Raw genomic sequence first — 21995 nt, 5'->3', positions numbered from 1 at the left:
CTCACGCCTCCTCCGGCGCCGCAAGCTCGGCAAGCGCGGCCAGCGCGGCGTCGATGTCCTCTTCCGTCGTGAACGGCCCGAACGAGAACCGCACGGCGCCCGTCTCACGCGTGCCCAAGGCCTCGTGCATGCGCGGGGCACAATGGGCGCCGGCGCGCACGGCGATGTCGTAGTCCTGGCCCAGCGCGTCGGCCAATTCGGATGATTCCCACCCATCGAGGTTTATCGACACGACCGGGCCGTGGTCGAAGGAAGCGCCGTCGAGTAGCCCCAGGTCATCCGGGAAGTCCCCGTACACGACGCAGCCGTCCACCTGCCGGCACCCGGCCACGAACCGGCGCACGAGCGAGAGGTCGTGCGCGTGCAGGCGGTCGACGCCCTGCTCGAGGATCCAGTCCACGCCGGCGCCGAGACCCGCGATGCCGTGGTGGTTGAGCGTGCCCGCCTCGAGCCGCTCGGGGTACTCGGCCGGCTGGCCCGGCTCGTAGGAGTGCACGCCCGTGCCGCCGGTGAGCACCGGTTCCACGTCCACGCCCGGCGCCACGATGAGGCCGCCCGTGCCTGTGGGGCCGAGCAGCGCCTTGTGCCCCGTGAACGCGAGCAGGTCCACGCCGAGCGCGCCCATGTCCACCGGCATCGCGCCCGCAGACTGCGCGGCGTCCAGCAGCAACAGCGCGCCGTTCCCGTGCGCCACCTGGGCGATCCGCGCCACGTCGGCCACGTTGCCGGTGAGGTTCGAGACCTGCGAGGCCACAACCAGGCGCGTCTCGGGCGTCACGAGGCGCTCGAGCGCGTCGTAGTCCAGCCGGCCGCGCTCGTCCGCCGGCACCAGGTCCAGCGTGACGAGGCCGAGACGCTCCAACCGGTAGAGCGGCCGCAGCACGGAGTTGTGGTCCCAGGCCGTCGCCACCACGTGGTCGCCCGGTTTGAGCACGCCCCAGAGGGCCAGGTTGAGCGCCTCGGTCACGTTGGCCGAGAACACCACCCGCGAGGGGTCCGAAGCGCCCAGCAGCCTCGCGATGGACTGCCGCGCCGCGAGCACCGTGCGGGCGGCGCTCAGCTCGCCATCGCCGTAACCGCGCGAGCCGCTCCCGAAGCTCTCGAGAGCGGCGATCATGGCCTCCCCCACGCAGGGAGGGCGGTCCCGTGACGTCGCGGCGCAGTTGAGGTAGCGCACCTAGATCACCATGACGCCGGGCTGCCCGGTGATGACCTGCGCGATCTCGTAGAGGTTGGTGACGCCGCCCACCTGGAGCTGGTCGCGGATGCCGTAGAAGTCGAGGCAGGTGCCACAGGTGAGCACGCGGCAGCCGCGGCGCTCGAGCTCCTGGATGTCCTCGACGCTCTCACTGCCCTCGCAGGTGAGGCGCGCGCCGCCGTTGTAGAAGAGCGCCGTCTCGGGGACCTTGTCGCCGTGGGCGAGGGCATAGATGAGGCCCTTGATGAGGATGTGGCCGAGCTCGTCGTTGCCGGAGCCCATCACGTCCTTGTCGAACGCGACCACTGTCGCGCAGAGGTCGCTGCCCGGGAGCACGCAGATCTGGGCCGCCTCGGCCTCGGCGTCCGACACGTCCACGGCCGCCCCCTCGACGGTCATGACCATCTTCTTGTGGTCGCCCTCGTCCTCCACGAGGAGCTTGAGGCCCTTGTCGTTGGCGAGGCGCGTGAGGTTGCCGAGGGCCACCTCGTCGTTGACGAGCACCTCGAGCGTCCCGCCGGCGGGCACGGAGCGCAGCGCCTCCAGGGTCATGATCACGGGCTTGGGGCAGGTGACGTTGCGGGCATCGATCTGCATGCTGGAATCCCTTCTCGAACGGCTGGTGCACTTGTGGCCGGTGCTCTTACTCTAGGGCGGTTTACCCGCGCACAGTCCCCTCCAAAGCGCGGACGCTTCGGAGAGAGCCGTTTGTCCACGCTCCGCCCCGGTGGAGCGTGGACATTTGGCTTTGACCGAAGCGTCCAGGCTGCGCCCGGCTGGAGCGTGGACGTTTGGCTTTGACCGAAGCGTCCAGGCCCGGACAAACGGCTTTGACCGAAGCGTCCAGAGGGCTAGCGGCGCGGACGCAGCATCTCGAGGAAGGCCTGGATACGCGTCGTCAGCTGGCCGGTGTCCTCGTTGGCATAGTCCGTGGTGATGTGCATGCACGGGATGCCGGCCTCCTCGGCCGCGGCCTGCACGTCCGCCGACTCCATCTCGTACAGGGTGCAGAACTGCAGCGCGCAGTCGATGATCCCGTCGGCGTTGAGCTCCTTCGCGAGCCGCACGATGTCCTCCACACGCCCAGGATTGGGCGAGAAGATCGCACAGTTGATCTTGAAGTAGCGCTCGGCGATGGCGTCGAGCAGCTCGTCCACGGTCTCGCCGGACTCGTCCACGAGGTCCTTGTAGTAGCGGTAGCCGGTGCAGGCCTCCTCGCCCACCACCACGCCGCCGGCCTTCTCGATGATGTTGTAGAGCTTCCAGTTGGGCACGGCCATCGGCGTGCCGGTGTAGAGGATGCGCTTGGCGCCCCGGGGAGCCGCGCCCTCGCCGGCCGCCACACGGGTCTCGCACTCCTCGGCCATCGCATTGACGGCGTCGGTGAGACGCGCCGGGTCATCCATGAAGGCTGCCTGCACAGTGAGCAGCGAGTCCAGGCCCGAGATGGGCACCGGGTCCGCAGCCCTCGTCGCAGAGAGGCGCTGCAGCGCGCGGCGCTTGTCGTTGGCTTGTTTGATGGCGGCGCGCAGGTTCTCGACCGTGAGCTCGACGCCCGTCTCCTCCTCCACGCGCTTCGCGAACTGGCGCACCTGGCTCTTCCACATCGCCAGGGCCTCATCGGTGTGCACGTTCGGGACGTCCATCACGTGCATGGGCTTCAAAGTGCCGAAGTACTCGTAGGCCTTCTTCTTGCCGTCGCACGTGTTCTCGCCCACCACGAGGTCGGAGGACTCGATGTACGGGCACACGTTGCCCAGCTTGAAGCCGGTGAAGCTCTTGATGAGCGGGCACGTGTTGCGCGGCAGGCGCTCCTCGACCTGCTCGGTGGCCCAATCGGCTCCGGAGCAGAGGCCGACCGAGATGCCGTTGCACGCGGTGATGACCTCCTCCGGCACGTACAGGCAGAACGAGCCGATCACCTTGGTGGCATCGCCGGACCCTTTGGCGTCGACCATCTCCTTGATGCGCCCGGAGTGGATGTTGCTCGCGACGAAGTCCAGGTACCCGGTGCTCTCTGGGCGGTTCTCCTGTGTGAGGTAGATGTCGCCGTACATCTCGCCCACCGCGCCGAGCAGCGCGTCGTGCGCCGGCAGGTCCATGCCGAGCGCCTCCCACATGGGGTGGTAGTCCACCTCGACCCTCTCGTCAGCCATGCCGTAACTCCGTTCTTCTCGTGCGGATATAACGCTTGTTACAGCATGAATACAATCTGACGGTCCCGCAAATGCTTTGTCCGTAACATTCGTTATCAAACATGCAATGTGCAAACAGGGACAGTCCCTATTTGCACATCAGCTACGCAACGGATTCGAGAATGCCTGGCCACGCACAGCGGGGCGCTACTTGCGGTACGGGGTGTGCGCCAACGGCAGCTCGGTCCGGAACTCGCCGTCCAGCTTGTAATAGGCCAGCGCGGCGGCCGGCGCCGTCGGGATCATGCACAGCTCGCCGCAGCCCTTGGCACCGAGGGAGTAGGGCAGCTCGTCGCCCGCCTCGGGCCTGCAGAGGACCACCTCCAGCTCGGGCGCCGCGTCCGCGCGCATGAATCCGATGGTGCCGAACTTGCTCGTCGGGATGCCGTCCACGCACTCGAACTTCTCGGTCACGCCGTATCCGATGCCCATCACCATCCCGCCCTCGATCTGACCCTCGACGGCCTGGATGTTCACCGGCGTGCCCACGTCGAAGGCGCTGACGGCCTTTGTGATCTTGCCGTCGTCGTCGAGTACGATCACCTGGGCTCCGTAGGAGTAACTCACATGACTGATGGGGTTGTCGGAAATCGTCCCAAGCGCGTCGGTCTTGGCCGAGTACTCGCCGTAGAACTCGCGGCCCTCCAGCTCGTCGAGCGTGTAGCCAGCCGCCAGCACGCAGGCGAGCTTCTCGCCCGCACGGCGGGCGGCCTCTCCGGTCACGACCGTTTGGCGCGACGCGGTCGAGGTGCCCGAGTCCGGCGTGCGCGCCGTGTCGGGCTGCTCCACCACAAACACCTCCGGGGGCAGCCCGGTCATCGCGCAGACCTCGGTGAGGCAGACCTGTCCCACGCCTTGACCCATGTCGGCCGCCGACGTCCTCAGGTGCACCTTGCCCTCCTCCACCGACAGGAGCACGCGGCCGACGTCCATCTTGCCCATGCCGGTGCCGGAGTTCTTGAAGCCGATGGCGACGCCGGCGTGCGGGTTGTCGTAATAGACGTCCTTCACGGCGTCGAGGCACTGCTCCATGCAGCAGTTGGGCTCGGCGATCTGGCCGTTCGGCAGCCGCTCGCCGGGCTTGATCACGTTGCGTTTGCGCATCTCCCAGGGGTCGATGCCCACGGCCTCGGCCAACAGGTTGATGTTCTGCTCGGTGGCGAAGCAGCTCTGGGAGACGCCGAAGCCGCGGAAGGCGCCCGACACGACGTTGTTGGTGTACACGGACATGCCGGTGATGTCGAGGTTCTGGTAGTTGTAGGGGCCGGCCGCGTGGGTGCAGGCGCGCTCGAGCACGGGCCCGCCCAACGACGCGTAGGCGCCGGTGTCGGCCACGATCGTGCCCTTCATCGCCGTGAGGTGGCCCTCCTCGTCACAGGCGGTCGTAAAGGTCATCGTCATCGGATGGCGCTTCACGTGGTAGTCGAGTGACTCCTGACGCGTGTAGGTCATGTTGACGGGCTTGCCGGTGACCCAGGCGGCGAGGCAGGCGTAGGGCTGGACGGTCATGTCCTCCTTGCCGCCGAAGCCTCCGCCCACGAGCGGTGAGATGCACCGGACGCGCTCCGGCTCCACCTGGAGCATCTTGGAGCACTCGCGTTGCACGTCGTAGACCGACTGGCACGTGGTGTACACCCGCAGCCCGCCGCCGGGGATCGTGTCGTCCGGCACCGCGAGACAGCTCTCCGGCTCCATGAAGCCGTGCTCCTGCCAGGGCGTCACATAGGTGCGCGTGACCACATGGGCCGAGTTCTTGATGGCCTCGTCGGCGTCACCGCGCCTGAGCGACGCCTGGCTCATCACGTTGCCCATCTCGTGGACGCGCGGCGACCCCCACGCGAGCCCTTGCTCGGGGCTCGTGACCGGGGGCAGCTCCTCGAGCTCCACCTCCACGAGACCGGCCACCTCGTCGAGCAGCTCCTTGTCGTCCACAACGACGGTCGCGACGACGTTGCCCACGTAGCGGCAGATCTCGCCCTCGCCGATCATCACGTCCCAATCCTGCTGGATGTGGCCGATCTTGTCGCAGGGCACGTCCGCCTTCGTGAGTACCGCGACGCAGTGCGGGTGCGCGTCGGCCTTGCGCGTGTCGATCCTCCTGACCAGGGCGCGGGGCGTGCGCGTGAAGACGTTCTTGGCCCAGACCATGCCGGGCACGCGGATGTCGTCCACGTAGAGGCCGGTGCCGTTGACCTTTTCGGCGGCATCGTAACGGCAGGCGCGCTCGTCCATCTTGAGGGTCCTCGGCGGCTCCGGCAACGCGGTGCCCTCGCGGAGGTAGTCCGCGGCCATCAGGATCGCGTCCTCGATCTTCTGGTAGCCGGTGCAGCGGCAGAGGTTGCCCTTGATGGCCTTCTTGACGTCCTCACGGGTGGGCGTCAGATTCTCGTCGAGCAGGGCCTTCGCGCTGATCACCATGCCGGGGATGCAGAATCCGCACTGGACGGCGCCGGCCTCGGCGAAACAGTGCTCGTAGACGCGCATCTCGGCGGCCGGGATGCCCTCAAGGGTGAGCACCTCGGCGCCGTCGAGCTTGGAGGTCCTGAGCGTGCAGGCCTTGCGCTTCTTGCCGTCGACGATGACCGTGCAGGTGCCGCAGACGCCCTGGGCGCAGCCGTTCTTGGTGGCAGTGAGCCCGAGGTCGTCGCGGAGCCAGTCCAGGAGCTTCTTGTCCTTGTCCGTCGTGTGCGCCACGCCGTTGACGGTGATGGTGTACATGGCTCTCTCTTTCTCATCAATCCTTACACTGTGGACGCTTCGGTCAAAGCCCACTGTCCAACCGTGGACAAATGGCTTTGACCGAAGCGTCCAGCCGCTAGATGCCGACCGCGTCCAGGAACGCGCCCAGCAAGTTGAGGCACACCTGCCGGCGGTAGGCGGCCGAAACGCGGCCCTCCGTCAGCTTCAGGTGGTCCTCATAGGCGGTCACAAAGCTCAGCCGCTGCTTCGCGGCCTGCTCCCGCGTCAGGCCCTCGAACTGCCTCTCCAACTCCGGGAACCGAAGGACCGTGCCGGACACCGCGCCGAAGGAGGGCGAGATGGACCGGATCACCTCGTTGCCGTCCGCGTTCGCCTCGGTCGTGAGCACGCCGCAGAACGCCACCCGCGAGATGGCGAGGGCACGGCGGCCGCCCACCTTCTCGTAGTAGTAGGGGCCGAGGTTGGCCTTGGGCAGCAGCACCTCGAGGATCAGCTCGTTCGGGGCGAGGTCGAGCTGCTTGCGCCCCCGGTAGAACTCATGCACCGGGACGGTGCGGTCGCCATCCACCGACCCCACCCGGATCAGCGCGCCGAGCGCGTACTCCACGAGCACCGAGTCGGCCTTCGCGCTGCCGTTGCCGAGGTTGCCCCCAAAGGTGCCGGCGTTGCGGATGGCCGGCGCCGCGATCTTGACGAGCGCGTCCTTCATCACCTGCGGCACGAGCGGGTCGGCGATGGCCTTGGTGAACGTCACGCCCGAGCCGATCCGGATGTGCTCGTCGTCCTCGGTCACGTGCTTGAGGTCGCAGAGCCTGTTCAGGAACAGATAGTCCACCTCGGGGCGGTTCTCCACCATCAGGTCCGTGCCGCCCGCATAGGGCACCAGCTCAGGAAACTTGGCCTTGAGCTCCAGAGCCTCTTCCACCGTCGTGGGGACAAAGCCGTCTACCATAGCCCGTTCGCCTCCTCTGCGGCGTTGGCCACCGCCTGGGCGATGGCGTTGTAACCGGTGCAGCGGCACAGGTTGCCGCTCAGGCCCTCGCGGATCTGGTCGTCCGTCGGGTGCGGGTGCTTGGCCAGCGTCGCCTCGGCGGCCAACACCATGCCCGGGATGCAGTAGCCGCACTGCACGGCCGTCACCTCGGCGAATGCCTTGTCGAGCGCCCGAAAGCGGTCCGTCTCGCGGTAGCCCTCGAGCGTGACCACCGCCGAGCCATCCACGGCGCCCATGGCCACCATGCAGGAGTTGACCAGCTCGCCGTCGATGAGGACGGCGCAGGCTCCGCACTCCCCTTCCTTGCAGCCACACTTGACAGAGCGGTCGTCGTAGACGTCGCGCAGGACGTCCAACAGGCGGTCGGCCGCGCTGCCGTCGTAGGCCACGGCCTCGCCGTTCAACGTGAAGCGGATCTCATCCATCGCTACTCCGCCTCCTTTCCCAGCTCAGCGATTGCGTCCTCTGCAGTGAACGGCGCGTGGTGCAGCTCGACGTTGCCGAGGGCCTGCTCCATGGCCTCCACGTACGCGCCCGCGGCGCCCACCAGCGGCAGCTCGCCCGCGCCCTTGGCGCCGTAGGGGCCGTAGGGGTACTTCTCGACGTGCAGCAGGCACTGCATGTTCGGCACGTCCATCGCGGTCGGGATCAGATAGTCCGAGAAGGAGCGGTTGCGGATGCGCCCGGTCTTGTCGTAGCCGATCTGCTCGATGGAGGCGTAGCCGATGCCCTGAAGGAACCCGCCCTCCATCTGGCCCATCACGATGTTCCAATCGATCGGCGTGCCCACATCGAAGTTGCCGTAGGCGCCGAGGATCTTCACGAGGCCGGTGTAGGTGTCCAGCTCCACCTCGATGGCGTTGACGCCCCAGGCGTAGGTGGGGTACGCGTCGCCCGAGAAGGTCGCCATGTCGAAGTCGATCATGAAATCCGGCTGCTTGTAGTGCTCGGTGACGACCTGGTCCTCGCCCTCTTTCCAATCGCTGCGGAGCTTGACGGCCGCGTGGCGCAGCAGCTCGCCCACCGTCATCAGCGAGCGCGATGCCACCGTGGGGCCGGAGTCGGGCACGCGCGCCGTGTCCGGATGGTTGTAGAAGACCTTCTCGAGCGGGATGTTGAGCTCGTTCGCGACGATCTTGGGGAACGTCGTGCGAAGGCCCTGGCCGATCTCGCCGTTGGAGGCGAGCACCTCGACGGTGCCGTCCGGGTACTTGTGGAGCTTGGCGGTGGCCTTGATCGTGTCGCGCTCGCCCGTGCCCGTGAAGCCGGCGCCGTGGAAGTACAGGCTCATGCCGATGCCCCGGCGGTAGCGGCACTGGGAAGTGATAGAGGCCGTCCGTGGAGGTCTTGTCGCCCTGTTTGACGAGCATGGACTCCTTGAACGTCAAAGAGTCGACGCCGAGGTCGCGGGCGATGTGGTCCATCATCAGCTCGACCGAGAAGAACGTCTGCGGCGCGCCGAAGCCGCGGTACGCGCCGGACGGGCTCGAGTTGGTCTTCATCGCGCGGCCGTGCACGTGCACGTTCGGCACGTCGTAGACGCCCGGGGCGGCGATGATGCCACGCTGGAGCACGACGGCGGAGAGCGTGGTGTACGCGCCGGCATCGAAGACCACCTCGATGTCCATGGCCGTCACGCGGCCGTCCTTGACGGCCACCTTGTAGGTGTTGACGGACGGGTGGCGCTTGGACGTGAACTCCATGTCCTCGCGGCGTTCGAACACGACGCGCACCGGCTTGTTCACCGTGCGGGCGGCCACGGCCACCTGGCACGCGAGAATCGACGGGAAGGCCTCCTTGCCACCGAAACCGCCGCCGGTCACGTCCTGGAACACGTGGACCTGGTCGGGGCCGACGCCGAGCGCCTTCATCACGGCGCCGTGGACGTAGTACGCGCACTGCATCGAGCCGTGCACGAACATGCGCCCGCTCTCCTCGGGCTCGGCGACCATGGCCTGGGTCTCGAGGTAGGCCTGCTCCTGGGCGCCGGTGCGGAAGGTCTCCTGATAGACCTTGTCGGCATCGGCAAAGGCCGCGTCCAGGTCCCCGTGGCCGAACTCGTACTCAAAGAACGCGACATCGCTCTCGAGAACGTCGAGGCAGGGCTCGAGGTCCTCGTAAGCCACATCCACTTGGGAAGCCAGCTCGGCCACCTTCGCGGGGTCGGGGCCCACCACCATGCCGATGGTCTCGCCGATGAACTCGACGACCTCGTTGGCGAAGACCGGCGTGTCGTCCTTGACGATCTGCACGCGGTTCTCGCCGGGCACGCAGGTGCGGTCGATCCACGCGTAGCCCTCGGGCAGCGTGGGCACCCGGACCTCGAGGATCTTGGCCTTGGGACGGCTGGACCGAACGAGCTTGCCGGTCAGCAAGCCCTCGTCCGGGTAGTCGCACACGTACACGGCGCGACCGGACATCTTTGCCTCGTGGTCCTTCTTCACCACGGGACGGCTGATGTTCTCCACTCGTCTACCTCCTGTTCCTTCGCTCGATGGTTGAGCCTTGCTATGCACGACAGGTAATCCTGTGCCGTGTCGAGGTCCACCCAGGTGCCGGGGTCGGTCACGGGGACGTCCCGACAGAGGGCCTGATGGGCGTTCCAGAAGCCGCGGAGGCCTTGTTCGCCCTGATAGGCACGGATGGCCGGGGCGAGGCGGGCGTCGATCAGCGGCGGGTGCTTGCGATGGCCGTCCAGCGTGGGGAAGCACACACCGGAGCGCCGCTCGTCCCAAGCGTCCGCGAGCACCCTGAACGTGCGGGGGCGCACAACGGGCATGTCGCCGGGCAGCAGATAAAAGGCGTCGCAGTTCGGCAGCGCCGCGCAGCCCACCTGGATGGAGCGGAGCATGTCCGTCGTCGCGTGGGCCTCGTTGCGGGCCACGATTACGCGGTCCCCGAAGGCCTCCGTGACGACGGCCTCCACGTCCTCAGCCCGATGGCCGGTCACGCACACCACGCCCGAGGCGCCCCCGAGAAGCGCGGAAGCTATCGATTGTTGAACCATCGGTCGCCCGCACACTGGCAACAGAGGCTTGAACGCCCCCATGCGCCGGGACCGCCCCGCGACGCACACCACAGCGAATAGGCGCAGCTGATCGGCCGACAAGGCAACCCCTTTCTCGGCTTGTCAAAGCGTTATGTTCTGGAAAACCTAACGGTGTCTAGGGTGAGTCGACCGCTTGTACCGTGCAACTTATTCGTCCGTAGAACTCCCCAGCGGACTAAAGCGGGAACCCGCCGGGCGGCCGCCTCAGCCCCTCAGGATGCCGGCCAGCTCCTCGTCGAAACGCCGCTGGGCGTGCTCGAGCACCCCCCGCTCGAGCCGAAGGTACGCGTGCAGGAAGCGCGCGCCCTGGTCCGTCAGCTGGGTCGCCCCGCCCTGGGCGCCGCCCCGTCGACGGTTCACGACAGCGAAGCCCACGGCGTCCTCCAGCTCGTTCACGAGACTCCAGCCTTTGGCGTAGGAGAGCGCCATGAGGTCGCAGGAGCGCCGCAAGTTGCCGGTCTGCTCAACGAGGAAGAGCAGGAGCTTTGTGCGCTCGTCGCAGAACGCCTCGTCCCGCTCGAGGGTCATCCTGATGACGGGTCGCACCAACTGGGCGTCGTTCGCGGGAAGGGCTCGCTCGATCACGTCGTCGTCAAAGACCGTCGCCGTGACTGACTCCTCGTCCACATCCACCCACCGGCGCCCGGACAGGGAACGGATCGCGCCGCGCAGGCCAGCCGGCCCTTGGTACGCGAGCACCTCCGGCACCGCCTCCGAGCTCACGACCACCGGATGCCCCGAGTGGCCCTGATAGGAGGGCTGGGCGGTCTGCTCGCAAGCCTCCACGAGCCGCCGGACCGTGTCCACCGAGAAGACCGGCGTGTTGACCGGCGCGAAGGCCACGTAGTCGCACATGGGGGCAAGGAACGAGAACCCGAGCTTGACGGAGTCAAAGAGCTCGTGGGGACCCGGCTCGTCGTGGCGCAGGAACACGATGCCGCGGTTGGCCAGGTGGGCCTTGAGGTCTTTGTCGTCACGGTCCGTGACGACGACGAGCGGGAACGCCCCCGCCTGTTGAAACGCGATCACCGCGCGGCGAACCGCGCTGACGTCGCCCACCGGCACGAGCGGGTTCGCCCAGAGGCTCTCCCCTGCCGCGATGCATGCAGCCACGCGTTTGTCGGTCATATCCCCTCTTTTCTCCCTCAGCAGGGTACCCCTTGCGTGAACGCTTGGGTCAGAGCCCATTGTCCACGGTTGGACGCTTGGGTCAGAGCCGATCGTCCACGCTTCACTCGGCTGCAGCGTGGACAAATCGCTTTGACCGAAGCGTCCAGGGCAGCGCGTCGGGCCGACAATGCGACCCCGCGGCCCCAGCCGACCATTACAATCTGGACAGTCCGCCCAGCATCCCCGGCGGGCACTCCCTCGCTGACAAGGAGCACCATGCTCACGCCCGCCGACATCATTGCTCTGCTCCGCGCCGACGTCGCCCCGTCGCTCGGCTGCACCGAACCCGCCTGCGCTGCCATCGCGGCGGCCGACGCCGCCAGCCGCCTGACGTCCGAGCCCGTGGCGATCGAGCTCGCCGTGAGCCCGCAGCTCTTCAAGAACGGCCGCTCCGTGGGCATCCCGCGCTACGCCGAGACGGGCATGGACCACGCGGCCGCGCTCGGTGCGCTGATCGCGCGGCCGGAGCTGGGGCTCGAGGTCTTCTCGGCCATCGACGCGGACGTCGCGCGCAAGGCGCAGGCGCTCGCGGCCGCGACGCACGTGACCATCGACCCCGATCATCCCGGCGTCTACGCGGCGGCAGAGGTCACCGACGCGGACGGTCACGTGGCGCGCACCGTGATATCGGGCGCGCACACGCGCGTGATCGAACGCGCAGTGGACAACGCTCCGCTGCCACCGTCAGACGACGGCCCCGACGGCGCGCCCCTCTCGGCGGAGAGGCACGCGCAGCTGGCGGCGGAGGTCGTCGCGCTCGACCTGGCCGGCATTCTCGCGCTCGCGGAGCGTTGCGACGTCGCCGACCTCGCGTTTCTCGCCGACGGGATCGAGATGAACGAAGCGGTGGCCGCCCGGGCGGCCGAGGGCCCGTCCCCCGTGGGGATCGGGCAGACCCTGGCGGACGGCGCGGCGACCGGCGTCTTTGGGAAGGGGCTCAGCGACCGCATCGTGCTCAAGGTGGCCTCGGGCATTGAGAGCCGCCTGGACGGCGCGCCCTGTACGGTGATGAGCAGCGCCGGCGCGGGCTCCAAGGGGCTCGCCGTCGTGCTGCCCATCACCGAGACCGCCGCCGAGGTGGGCGCGACCGCCGAGCAGACGTTGCGCGCGCTCGCGCTCGGGCACCTCGTGAACACCTGGGCCAACGGCCGGGTGGGCAAGCTCACGGCGATGTGCACCTGCGGCATGGCGGCGAGCACGGCGGCCGCGTGCGGCATGGCCTACCTGATGGGTGCGGACGCCGAGGGCATCGGCCGGACGGTGCGGACCATGTGCGGCACCATCGCCGGCATGGTCTGCGACGGCGCGAAGCCCAGCTGCGGCATGAAGCTGGCCGTCGCGAGCCACGCCGCCGTCCTCGCCGCAGCTATGGGCGCAAGCGGGCGCGTGATCCGCGCGAGCGACGGCATCGGCGCCGAGACGCCCGAGGAGGCCATGGGCAACGTGGCGCGCCTGGCGCGCGAGGGCATGGCCGACGCAGATGCCGTCATGCTCGACATCATGGCCAACAAGTAGCTGCAAATGGGGACGGAGCGCTTTTGCAGGTTTTCTACCGGCATCTGCCGGACCTGCAGAATTGCTCCGTCCCCTTTTGCAGGTCACTCGTCGTGGTTGCAGCAGTGCTCGTGCCCGTGCGCTTCCGCGTGCTCCTCGGCCATCTCGTGATAGGCGTCCTTGATGGCCTTCTTGACCACCCAGTAAATCAAGAGCGCAAGCAGCGCGATGCCCACGAGGTACATAAGGCCGTAGACGGCGATGACGTTGGTCATGAAGTTCATAACAACTCCTCTCTCGGTGGGAGAAGCATACCTCTCGGGCACTCCGAAAAATGCGGGGTTGCGCCACCGGTTAGCCTAGTTAACATTTTGCTTGGTCAGACGAGCTCCTCCATCAGTGCGCATCCTTTTCCGTCGCCGCGCATTCGCTCGTCGGATCTCCTCCTTTAGTGCCCGGGCGTTCCTCTCAGCGCCCGGGGCCTCATGCTGTCGACGATTCAAAACCCGACGGGTGGTGACTCGCTGCGCGCCCTATGCCGCGTCCCACGCGTCGGCGATGAACGCGTCCATCTCGCGCCAGTAAAGCGCGGGATGGGCCGTCACCGACTGAGCGTGCGGCGCGTCCGGCACCAGCAGCCGGCGCTTGCGCGGCGACGCGCAGGCCTCGTACACCTCGTCGAGCATCGCGGGCGGGACGAGCTCGTCGGCCGCCCCATGGATGAAGAGCATCGGCACGCTGGCGTGGGACACCGCCTCGACCGCGTTCACGTCGTCGATGGAGAAGCCTCCCCGCAACCGGCACGTGGCATCGATCAGCGGCAGCTCGGGGAGGATCGCGGGGCCGAATTCCTCGCCCATCAGCTCACGGAGCGACGAGAATCCGCAGTCCGAGACGATGGCCCGCACGTTCTTCGGCAGCTCCATGCCCGCTAGCTGCATCACGCTCGCGCCGCCCATGGAACTGCCGAAGACGAGGACCTCGGCCTCCCCGTCCCGATTCACCAGGCGCCGCACCCAGCCGAGCACGTCTCGGCTCTCCTTGGCGCCGACCGTGAGGCTCTTGCCTTCGCTCTGCCCGTGGCCGCGCATCCACGGCATCAGGACGTTCCAGCCCTCGTCGTGAAACCGCAGCGCCGTGCCTGCCAGGTTGCCGGGGCTCCCGACGTACCCATGGCAGAGCACCGCGCAACGGTGCGTGGGCAGGTCGGCCGGATAGAGACGGCCGCAGAGCACCGGGCCGTCTGGGGCGCGCAAGGTCAGCTCCTCGAACGTGCCGGCGTCGAGCCACTCCAGCGCGCGGGCACGGTGCTCCTGCCAGGCCTGGGCGTCAGGTCCGAGCCCCGTCGTGTCCATCGGACGGCTCGCCGCGACCGCGTCCCTCTCGAAGAACCTGCGCACAGAGAGAGGGCTCGCCGGCACGAGGAGCGCGTCGTACAGCAGGTTCGCCGCAGCGACCATGACCCCGGCGGTGACGCCCGCCGCGATCGCGACCTTCTTGAGCATCGCTCCCCCTCTGCGCGCAGCCCGAGACGGTTCCCGGAAGCACCGCTCCACGACCGGGCGTGTGCAAAAAGGGACTGTCCCTAAATTCACATTTTACTTTTGATACCAGTCGCGCAGCATCGCGCCCATCGCCGCGTTGGTGTCCGCGTCGTAGTAGGCCATATGGCCGCACCCGTAGAGGTGCCCCTCGATGTTGGCCTTGAGCTCCGTCGGCAGATAGAGGTTCGCCAGCGTCTGCTCCACGTTCCACCAGGGGGTCGCGGCGTCGTAGCGGCCGCCGATCAGGCACACGCGCATGCGCGGGGCACGGCGCATCGCGGTCGCCAGGTCGTAGGCAACGTTGGGCGCCATGCCAGTGTCGAGCACGCCCGGCGCCTGGTGCGCGAACTTCCAGTCCTTGTTGACCTTCTCGTAGTTGTTGTCCAGGTACACGGACGGGCCCTCGTACCCCAGCTCCTGGAGGAACGCCCGGAACGCCGCAACGCAGGCGGAGTTGGTCGCATCGTCGGCTGGGTCCTCTGCGGCGATGTGGTCACCGTTGAGCTGCACCGGCTGGTCGAGCCACGTCCAGTGGCGCATGTCGAGCCTCCCGACCACCTTGCCCTCGTCGCGCAGCAGCTCCTGGCGGAAGTCCTCCAGCTCGACGCGAAGGTGCCGCTCGAGCAGCCACTGCTCCGATACGCCCACGAGCTCGGCCATCTGGCCGGCCAGTTCCCGCTCGCGCTCCGGCGCCACGGCGTCGCCGAGCAACAGCGCCGGTGCGAGCTGCTCCCCGGCCCATCGGCACGCGCGCTCAAAGAACTCATCGGGGTCCTCGCCCTGGCCCGCGCGGCCGAACCACTGCGCGCAGGCCGCATAGGTGGGCAGCAGCCCCGCGTAGTACAGCACGTTGCCGGGCAGCGTCTGCGACCAGTCGAAGAGCGCGGACACCATGACCACACCGGCCACGCCCACTCCCTGTTCCTGCAGCATGCGCACGAGCACCGCGTTGCGCACCGTGCCGTAGCTCTCCCCCATCAGGTACACCGGCGAGCCCCAGCGCCCGTGCGCCGTGAGCCATGCGGCGATGCCGGCGGCGAAGGCCTTGGCGTCGCCGTCGACGCACCAGACCTCGGCCTCCTTGCCCTTCTCGACGGTGGAGTAGCCGGTGCCGAGCGCGTCCATGAAGACGAGGTCCGTGACCGGCAGCGGCGTGTGCGGGTTGTCGACGACCGGCCACGGCGTCGACAGGTGTGCCAGGTCGGGGCTCTCCGCCAAGATGCGCGGGCCGAACCCGCCGAAGTCGATGGGCACGCTCGAGGAACCCGGCCCGCCGTTGTAGCAGAACGTCACCGGGCGCGGGGCGTTCGGGTTCCTCGGCACCACGAAGGACAGGCAGAACATGTCGCCCAGCTTCGCGCCGTCGCGCGCCAGGCACTCGACGGTCTCGGCCGTCGCATCGTACTGGAGCGCCTGCTCGCCGGCGCGCCAGGTGAACGTCTTGGACGCCGCGGCGGCCTTCTCAGGTGTCGCGGCCACGTGCTCCTCAGCCATGGTTGCCCCCTCTGTGGACGCTTCGGTCAAAGCCATTTGTCCACGCTCGGTCGTGTGGACGCTTCGGTCAAAGCGAATTGTCCACGCTCGTTTAGAAGTTCATGCCGTTCCAGCCGAAGTCCGCGCTCCGCCCGTACTTGATGTACACGCGCGCCGGGTCGATGCCGAGCACGCCCTGGAGCACGTCGCAGATCTGCGGGGTCATCTCTTGCCACACGCCGGGGTCGACGTCCGAGCGCGCGAACACGTCCACCGTCACATAGGCGCAGGGCTCCTCAAAGCGCCCGGCCATGGACATCGGCACCTCGTCGTCGAAGAGGCACATGAGCCACTGCTCGCTCTTGCCGGGCACGCATTCGATGACCTGCCCGTACGCGGTCTTCAGCGCCTCGCGCTGCTCGTCGGTGACCGCCACGGAGGTACGGGTGTGAATCACAGGCATGGGACCCCCTCGATTGGGAACCGTCAGTGCGGATCTGTCCCCATGGTAGCAACGCGCCTGAACAAAACCGGGGAGGCCGGAGGAGCGCCTCCACATTCGGCACCCATTGATATCGGTGGATGCCGATTCGCTCCTCATTCGGCCTTCCAAGCCTGGTTCCGGCCGTCCTGAGGATGCCTCGGGACCCTCGGGTTATGGACACATCCATGGCTTTTCATTTCCGGACGCCCCGCGAGTGCCTCCGTCTCCACAACTGCTAAAGGGCACGCGCCCTCGCGTGGGCCCGATCTGGGATCCGCGATGGGAGAATCCGAGACGCACCACAGCGGCCGCGCCTCAGCGACGCCCCAAACCCGTCGCAGGTTCGAGAGCCGCGCCCCGCTCCTCGACCACGCGGTCCGTGGCCTCCTCAAGTCCGGCCAAAAGGCGCGAGATGCCCTCCTCGGGCTCCGTGAACCCGCCCTCAACCCAACGGCCGAGCACGGCGAGCAGACCTGTCACCTGGAAGGCCGCCGCGAGGGCCATGGCCTGGGTCGGCCTCTCCCTGCCCACTTCCATGCACCACACCTCGAGATACCGGCGCTCGAGGTAGGCCGCCAGTTCGGAGGACGTGGCCGGTGAGCCGGATCCCGTCAGGACGAGCCGGAAGAGGTCCGGACGCTCGCGGACCGCCCTCACCAACCGCGCGTAGAACTCCCCGTAGGACAGTTCCCAACCCGAGACCAGCTCCTCAATCTGTGCGACCAGGGCGCTCTGGACCTGTGCATGGAGATCGTAGATGTCCTGGTAATGGCTGTAAAAGGTCGCCCGGTGCACATCCGCCGCCTCGGCAAGCTCGCGAACGGTCACGGCCTCCAGCGGCTTCTCGGCCAGAAGGCGCACAAGGGCCTCCTGAAGCGCGGCCCGGGTGCGGCGCGAGCGGCGGTCGTCGGGGTTCACGGAATCTCCTCTGGTCTCTCGACAGATGGCGCCACAACTGTCGTGTAAGCGACACCTCATCAGTGTTTTGCCCATAGTATCGTCCGCGGCTTCCCTTTAGGCTCGAGGAAAGAAAGGCCCTCGACGGAAGGGAGACCCAATGGCTATCCGAATCGCGTCCCTGCGCCCGCAGGACCACACCGCGCTCGTTGAGTTCGCCCGCACAGGCATGCACTTCGGCCGGTACGTGCCGAACGTGTGGCTGGCTCGCCTGTACGCCCGAAGCTTCCTCTACCAGGAACTCGCCCAGGCGACGATCGCGCTGGGAGCCTACGGCGAGGGCGATCGGTTCCTAGGCGCGCTCCTGGCCCGCCTGGACGATGAGGCGCCGCTCGGACTCTCGTGGTGCCAGCGCCTGTACCAGAGGGTGTACGGCGTTGCAGAACGTCTGCTGGCCACCGGGACAGAGAGCGCCTACGACCGCGCCAACGCCGAGATGCTCGCCGCCTACCGAGAGCGTCATGACGTGGACGGAGAGCTGCTCTTCCTGGCGGCCGACCCCGATTCCGGAGCGCGCGGTGTGGGCACAGCGCTCCTCGACGCGCTTCGCGACCGCGCCCGCGGGCGCAACCTGTACCTCTACACCGACGACGCCTGCACGTGGCAGTTCTACGAGCGCCGCGGGTTCTCCCGCATCGGCGCGAGGACCATCGATATCCCGGGGACGAAGGGGCGCGCCACCGGGGTCATGGAGTGTTACCTCTACGCAGGGACGCTGTGACGGCGCCACGCCAGACGGAACACCGAGCGTGGCCGCGCCCAGGCACCGCCGACCCGCGGCCGGAAGAGGCCTGCGATAAGGCACGGGATTCTTGCGGAGACCCCCGCCGTTGCCTACAGTTGCCATTTCACCGCCCTTACAGAGAGGGGCGCGCCCCACACCGTCGACAGGGCCGTCGTGCCCAGAATCGTGCGCTGGGCACGACGCCGGCGGCGGTCGTCTGCGACTCGCGAAAGGACCTCCATGCACACCATCGGCAACATCGTCTGGATCTTGCTCGGAGGAATCTGGACGGCCCTCGGCTGGGCGGTGGCCGGCCTCGTCTTCTCCATCACGATCATCGGGATACCTCTTGGCCGCCAGGCCTTCAAGATGGCCGCCCTCACCCTCGCCCCTTTTGGAAAGACCATCACCTATGGCGGCGGCGCCCCTTCCCTGGTGGCCAACGTCTTCTGGTTCTTCCTCGCGGGACTCTGGGAGGCCCTGGCCTACGTCGTGCTCGGCGCCCTCTTCTGTCTCACCGTGGTGGGCATCCCCTTTGGGCTGCAGATCTTCAAGATGGCCAAGCTCGCGCTCTTCCCCTTCGGCGCAACGGTCGGGTGAGGTAGGGGCCCTGGCGTCGACGAGCACGGCATCGTTGCTGTTCGGGCGGGTCACGATGGACGCTGGCACCGGCGCATCGAGCGCGGGCAGACGTCCGCAGATGAGCTGACACCGAGACATGAAAATGCGCCCCGAGCCCCCACGGAGCCCGAGGCGCCACACGCGGCGGAGCTAGACGCGGGCAACGGCCTTGATCTCGACCTTCGCGCCCTTGGGCAGGGCGACGACGGCGAAAGCGGCGCGGGCGGGGAACGGCTCGGAGAAGAACTCGGCGTAGACCTCGTTCATCGCGGCGAACTCGTTGATGTCGGTGAGAAGGACGACCGTCTCCACCACATCGGCCATCGAGGCGCCGGCCTCGGCCAGGATGTTCTGCACGTTGGTGAGGGACTGGCGGGTCTGGGAGGCGATGTCGTCGCCGGCGAACTCACCGGTGGCCGGGTCGATCGGCAGCTGGCCGCTCACGTTGATCGAGACGCCCTCGGCCTTGATGGCCTGGCTGTAGGGGCCGATGGCGGCGGGGGCGTTGCTGGTGGCGATGGCCTGGTTGTTCATGAAACTCTCCTTAGGGAACACGTTCAGGACGCGCCCATCCTAGCACGGCACAAATCGAGGGACGGGGCCTCGAAAGGGCAACGGGGTGCGTCGGCCCGCGGACGCTTCGGAGAGAGCCGTTTGTCCACGGTTGGACGCTTCGGAGAGAGCCGTTTGTCCACGCTCCCGAACATCTTCTGCAGAGTTCCTGAAGTCCCTTCGTTTCAGGGGCCTCGCGCGCTCCGCTGTCCACAATGGTCGAATCACTGTCCGCACCCTCGTCACGGGTGTCCGACCTCAACCGCATCTCAGACGCACGGCACCCTCATCAAAGGAGGCTGCCATGCGCATCAGAACCGACACCGCGAACGACCCCGCTTTCCTGCACATCATGACGCGCGGGGTCGGCAAGCACATCCTTTTTGAGAAGGACGACGACCGCGCCCGATACTTGGATTTCGTGCACGGCGCGATGGCCAAGCGCGACTGCTCGATCCTTTGCTGGGCTCTGATGGACAACCACTCCCACTGGGTTGTGACGGGGCCCCGCACTAACATCAGCCGCGCGATGCAGTGGGCCGACTCCACGTACGCGTTCGAGTTCAACCAACGCTACGAACGCTCAGGCCACCTGTTCCAAGGGCCGTTCAAGCGCGTGGAGCTCACGTCCGACGAGCAGCTGCTGGCAACCGTGGTCTACGTGCACCGGAACCCCTTGGCCGGAGGCCTCACGGACGGCCTCTCGTACCGGTGGAGCAGCTTCGACGAGTACCTCAACGGCGGGTTCATCTGCGACACGCGCCCGATCTTGGAGATGGCGGGCTCCCTGGAGAACTTCCTCGCGATGCACTGGAGGGACGAGACGGACCCGAGCTGCCTCAAGCTCGAGGGGTCGCTGCGCCAAGCGCCCCTTGCAGAGGTGCTCGAGCGCGCCCGCCTCGCGCTGTTCCCCCTCGAGCCTCTTCAGGTCATGGGGCTGCCGAGGGTCGAGCGCGCCGCAGCGCTCCAGTCCCTGGCAGAGGCCGGCCTGTCCTGCCGACAGATCGGGCTGGTCACCGGGGTGTCAAAGAGCCTGAGCGCTGAGCTTCTGAGGGAGGCAGCCTAACGTTCTGGACGCTTCGGTCAAAGCGAATTGTCCACGCTCCAGCTAGTCGGAGCGTGGACAAATGGCTCTCTCCGAAGCGTCCGGGCTAGAGCTCCTCCGCCACGAGCGCGTTGTCGCCCCGCTTGCCGTTACGGATGCGCACGGCCTCCTCTACCGGGCTCACAAAGACCTTGCCGTCCCCCGGCTCGCCGGTGCGCGCCGCGCCGATGACCGCCTCCACAAAGCGCTCGACGTCCTCGTCGCGGCAGACGATGTCGATCCGCGTCTTCGGCAGCACCTGCGTCACATCCGTGACGCCCTCTTCAAGAAACCCATGGAGGCTTCCCATGCCCTGCACCTGCGTCACCGTCATGCCCGCCGCCCCGGCCGCCACCAGCGCGTCGCGCACACGGCTCGTGCGCTCCGGTCGGACGATTGCCTCAATCCGCTTCATCTCACAGTCCCTTTCGCCCGTCTCGGATTAGTGCAGGTCCATGCCCTGATAGGCCGGGTAGCTCGGCTCGCCGTGGGTGGCCATGTCGAGGCCCACCTCCTCCTGGTCGTGGCTCACGCGCAGCCCGTGACCCACGCGCTCCACGGCCTTGGCAATCACGAACGTCAGGCCGCCGGCCCACACGACCACGAAGAGCACGGAGCCCAGCTGGCGCACCACCTGCATCGGGTCGCCGTACAGAAGGCCTGCGAAGCCGCCCAGAACCGGGTTCGCGAACACGCCGGTGAGCACGGTGCCCACCATGCCGCCGACGCCGTGCACGCCAAAGGCGTCGAGGGCGTCGTCGTAGCCCATGCGCGGCTTGAGCTTGCTCACGGCGAAGTAGCACACGACCGCGACGAGCGCACCGATCACAAGGGACGCCCAGACGTCCACATAGCCGGCGCTCGGCGTCACGGCGACGAGACCCGCGACCGCTCCCGAGCACGCGCCGAACAGCGTGACCTTGCCGGTCGCGAGCTTCTCGCAGGCCATCCAGGCGAGCATCGCGGCGGCTGCGGCGGTGTTGGTGGTCGCGAACGCAAGGCCGGCCTGGCCGTTGGCGGCGCCTGCGGAACCCGCGTTGAAGCCGAACCAGCCGAGCCACAGGAACAGCGTGCCGAGCAGCACGAACGGCACGTTGTGCGGCTGGTAGTTGAGGCGGCCGTTGCCGAAGCGCGGGCCCAAGATCATGGCCAGCACGAGCGCCGAGACGCCGGAGCTGATGTGCACGACGTCGCCGCCGGCGAAGTCGTGGGCGCCGAGGACACTGTCAATCCAGCCGCCGCCCCACACCATATGCGCGAGCGGGCAGTACACGATCAGCATCCACGCGCCGATGAAGACGAGAAAGCTCGAGAAGCGCATGCGTTCGACGATGGCACCGGAGATGATCGCGACCGTGATGAGCGCGAACATGCCCTGGTAGAGCGCCCACACGAACTCGGGGATAGTGCCCCAGGCCGTGTCGATGGTGACGCCCGTCAAAAAGCACTTGTCGAGGCCGCCGAGCACCGCGTTCGCGACGCCGTCCACGCTGAACCCGCTTCCAAACACCAGGCTGTAGCCGACGACGATCCAGAGCACGGAGATCAGCCCGGCCACCGATGTGCAGAGCAGCATCGTGTCGCCCACGTTCTTTCGACGAACCATGCCGCCGTAAAAGAACGAGATGCCCAACGTCATGATGAATACGAGAAACGCGCAAATCAGTATGAAGGCGGTGTCGCCAGTGTCGAACATGGCATCCTCCTCACGCTCGTGGCGCCGGCCCCGCTGCTAGCGCCGCTAGCTGGGAGAATG

The 21995-nt window shown here is 67.5% G+C and carries 20 protein-coding genes and 2 pseudogenes; 4 read left to right on the top strand and 18 right to left on the bottom strand.

All coding sequences use genetic code 11. From position 1 onward, the window contains the following. Nucleotide 1: 1 nt before the first annotated feature. From QJ043_RS00840 to QJ043_RS00800, 10 genes and pseudogenes are all read right to left on the bottom strand, one after another. A complete protein-coding gene (locus QJ043_RS00840) occupies nt 2-1177 on the bottom strand; it encodes an aminotransferase class V-fold PLP-dependent enzyme (RefSeq protein WP_283712277.1) in 1176 nt (391 codons plus the stop codon). After that, nucleotides 1178-1795, bottom strand: a complete 618-nt coding sequence (gene yedF / locus QJ043_RS00835; protein WP_283712276.1) for a sulfurtransferase-like selenium metabolism protein YedF — start codon at nt 1793-1795, stop codon at nt 1178-1180. A 254-nt stretch (nt 1796-2049) separates the two neighbouring features. After that, nucleotides 2050-3354: a double-cubane-cluster-containing anaerobic reductase gene (locus QJ043_RS00830; RefSeq protein ID WP_283712275.1), complete on the bottom strand. Its 1305-nt coding sequence runs from the start codon at nt 3352-3354 to the stop codon at nt 2050-2052. A 186-nt stretch (nt 3355-3540) separates the two neighbouring features. After that, complete coding sequence (gene xdh, locus QJ043_RS00825; protein ID WP_283712274.1) at nt 3541-6111, bottom strand: selenium-dependent xanthine dehydrogenase; 2571 nt, start codon at nt 6109-6111, stop codon at nt 3541-3543. A gap of 97 nt (nt 6112-6208) precedes the next feature. Continuing rightward, a complete protein-coding gene (locus tag QJ043_RS00820) occupies nt 6209-7045 on the bottom strand; it encodes an FAD binding domain-containing protein (protein ID WP_283712273.1) in 837 nt (278 codons plus the stop codon). Beyond that, complete coding sequence (locus QJ043_RS00815) at nt 7039-7512, bottom strand: (2Fe-2S)-binding protein (RefSeq protein WP_283712272.1); 474 nt, start codon at nt 7510-7512, stop codon at nt 7039-7041. Before QJ043_RS00815 ends, QJ043_RS00820 begins: the two co-directional genes overlap by 7 nt. Nucleotides 7513-7514: 2 nt before the next feature. After that, nucleotides 7515-8417, bottom strand: a pseudogene (locus QJ043_RS09770) (xanthine dehydrogenase family protein molybdopterin-binding subunit); the annotation flags it as partial. A 103-nt stretch (nt 8418-8520) separates the two neighbouring features. Next, nucleotides 8521-9507 (bottom strand): annotated as a pseudogene (locus tag QJ043_RS09790) (xanthine dehydrogenase family protein molybdopterin-binding subunit); the annotation flags it as partial. Between the two features lie 20 nt (nt 9508-9527). Further along, the gene (locus QJ043_RS00805) at nt 9528-10163 is read right to left on the bottom strand and encodes a nucleotidyltransferase family protein (RefSeq protein WP_283722723.1); all 636 of its coding nucleotides are present in this window, start codon (nt 10161-10163) and stop codon (nt 9528-9530) included. Nucleotides 10164-10340: 177 nt separating this feature from the next. Continuing rightward, a complete protein-coding gene (locus tag QJ043_RS00800) occupies nt 10341-11264 on the bottom strand; it encodes an NTP transferase domain-containing protein (protein WP_283712270.1) in 924 nt (307 codons plus the stop codon). A 258-nt stretch (nt 11265-11522) separates the two neighbouring features. Here QJ043_RS00800 and QJ043_RS00795 point away from each other — a divergent pair, with 258 nt between their 5' ends. Next, nucleotides 11523-12821, top strand: coding sequence for an L-serine ammonia-lyase, iron-sulfur-dependent, subunit alpha (locus QJ043_RS00795; protein ID WP_283712269.1), 1299 nt, complete (start codon nt 11523-11525; stop codon nt 12819-12821). Between the two features lie 83 nt (nt 12822-12904). On the opposite strand, the gene QJ043_RS00790 is transcribed toward QJ043_RS00795, so the two are convergent. From QJ043_RS00790 to QJ043_RS00770, 5 genes are all read right to left on the bottom strand, one after another. After that, the gene (locus tag QJ043_RS00790; protein WP_283712268.1) at nt 12905-13084 is read right to left on the bottom strand and encodes a hypothetical protein; all 180 of its coding nucleotides are present in this window, start codon (nt 13082-13084) and stop codon (nt 12905-12907) included. A 249-nt stretch (nt 13085-13333) separates the two neighbouring features. Then, nucleotides 13334-14305: an alpha/beta hydrolase gene (locus QJ043_RS00785; protein WP_283712267.1), complete on the bottom strand. Its 972-nt coding sequence runs from the start codon at nt 14303-14305 to the stop codon at nt 13334-13336. A gap of 93 nt (nt 14306-14398) precedes the next feature. Then, nucleotides 14399-15838, bottom strand: a complete 1440-nt coding sequence (locus tag QJ043_RS00780; RefSeq protein ID WP_283712266.1) for a S10 family serine carboxypeptidase-like protein — start codon at nt 15836-15838, stop codon at nt 14399-14401. Between the two features lie 91 nt (nt 15839-15929). Then, entirely contained in the window at nt 15930-16280 is a 351-nt protein-coding gene (locus QJ043_RS00775; RefSeq protein WP_283712265.1) for a phenylpyruvate tautomerase MIF-related protein, read from the bottom strand. A 336-nt stretch (nt 16281-16616) separates the two neighbouring features. Continuing rightward, nucleotides 16617-17219: a TetR/AcrR family transcriptional regulator gene (locus QJ043_RS00770; protein WP_283712264.1), complete on the bottom strand. Its 603-nt coding sequence runs from the start codon at nt 17217-17219 to the stop codon at nt 16617-16619. A 139-nt stretch (nt 17220-17358) separates the two neighbouring features. Between QJ043_RS00770 and QJ043_RS00765 the strand changes: the two genes are divergently transcribed. Next, nucleotides 17359-17979: a GNAT family N-acetyltransferase gene (locus tag QJ043_RS00765; protein ID WP_283712263.1), complete on the top strand. Its 621-nt coding sequence runs from the start codon at nt 17359-17361 to the stop codon at nt 17977-17979. Nucleotides 17980-18222: 243 nt separating this feature from the next. Continuing rightward, the gene (locus tag QJ043_RS00760) at nt 18223-18582 is read left to right on the top strand and encodes a YccF domain-containing protein (protein ID WP_283712262.1); all 360 of its coding nucleotides are present in this window, start codon (nt 18223-18225) and stop codon (nt 18580-18582) included. Nucleotides 18583-18753: 171 nt separating this feature from the next. Here the strand turns inward: QJ043_RS00760 and QJ043_RS00755 are convergent, their stop codons facing one another. Then, complete coding sequence (locus QJ043_RS00755; protein ID WP_283712261.1) at nt 18754-19137, bottom strand: Rid family detoxifying hydrolase; 384 nt, start codon at nt 19135-19137, stop codon at nt 18754-18756. Between the two features lie 322 nt (nt 19138-19459). Here QJ043_RS00755 and QJ043_RS00750 point away from each other — a divergent pair, with 322 nt between their 5' ends. Then, the gene (locus tag QJ043_RS00750) at nt 19460-20221 is read left to right on the top strand and encodes a transposase (RefSeq protein WP_283712260.1); all 762 of its coding nucleotides are present in this window, start codon (nt 19460-19462) and stop codon (nt 20219-20221) included. 85 nt (nt 20222-20306) lie between these two features. On the opposite strand, the gene QJ043_RS00745 is transcribed toward QJ043_RS00750, so the two are convergent. Then, complete coding sequence (locus tag QJ043_RS00745) at nt 20307-20654, bottom strand: P-II family nitrogen regulator (RefSeq protein ID WP_283712259.1); 348 nt, start codon at nt 20652-20654, stop codon at nt 20307-20309. Nucleotides 20655-20681: 27 nt separating this feature from the next. After that, nucleotides 20682-21935, bottom strand: a complete 1254-nt coding sequence (locus QJ043_RS00740) for an ammonium transporter (protein WP_283712258.1) — start codon at nt 21933-21935, stop codon at nt 20682-20684. Nucleotides 21936-21995: the final 60 nt, after the last annotated feature.

The sequence above is a fragment of the Kribbibacterium absianum genome, from assembly GCF_030067705.1.
GTDB lineage: Bacteria > Actinomycetota > Coriobacteriia > Coriobacteriales > Atopobiaceae > Kribbibacterium > Kribbibacterium absianum.
Note: the sequence above shows the minus strand (reverse complement) of the source record. Positions and strands in the feature narration are given on the sequence as shown.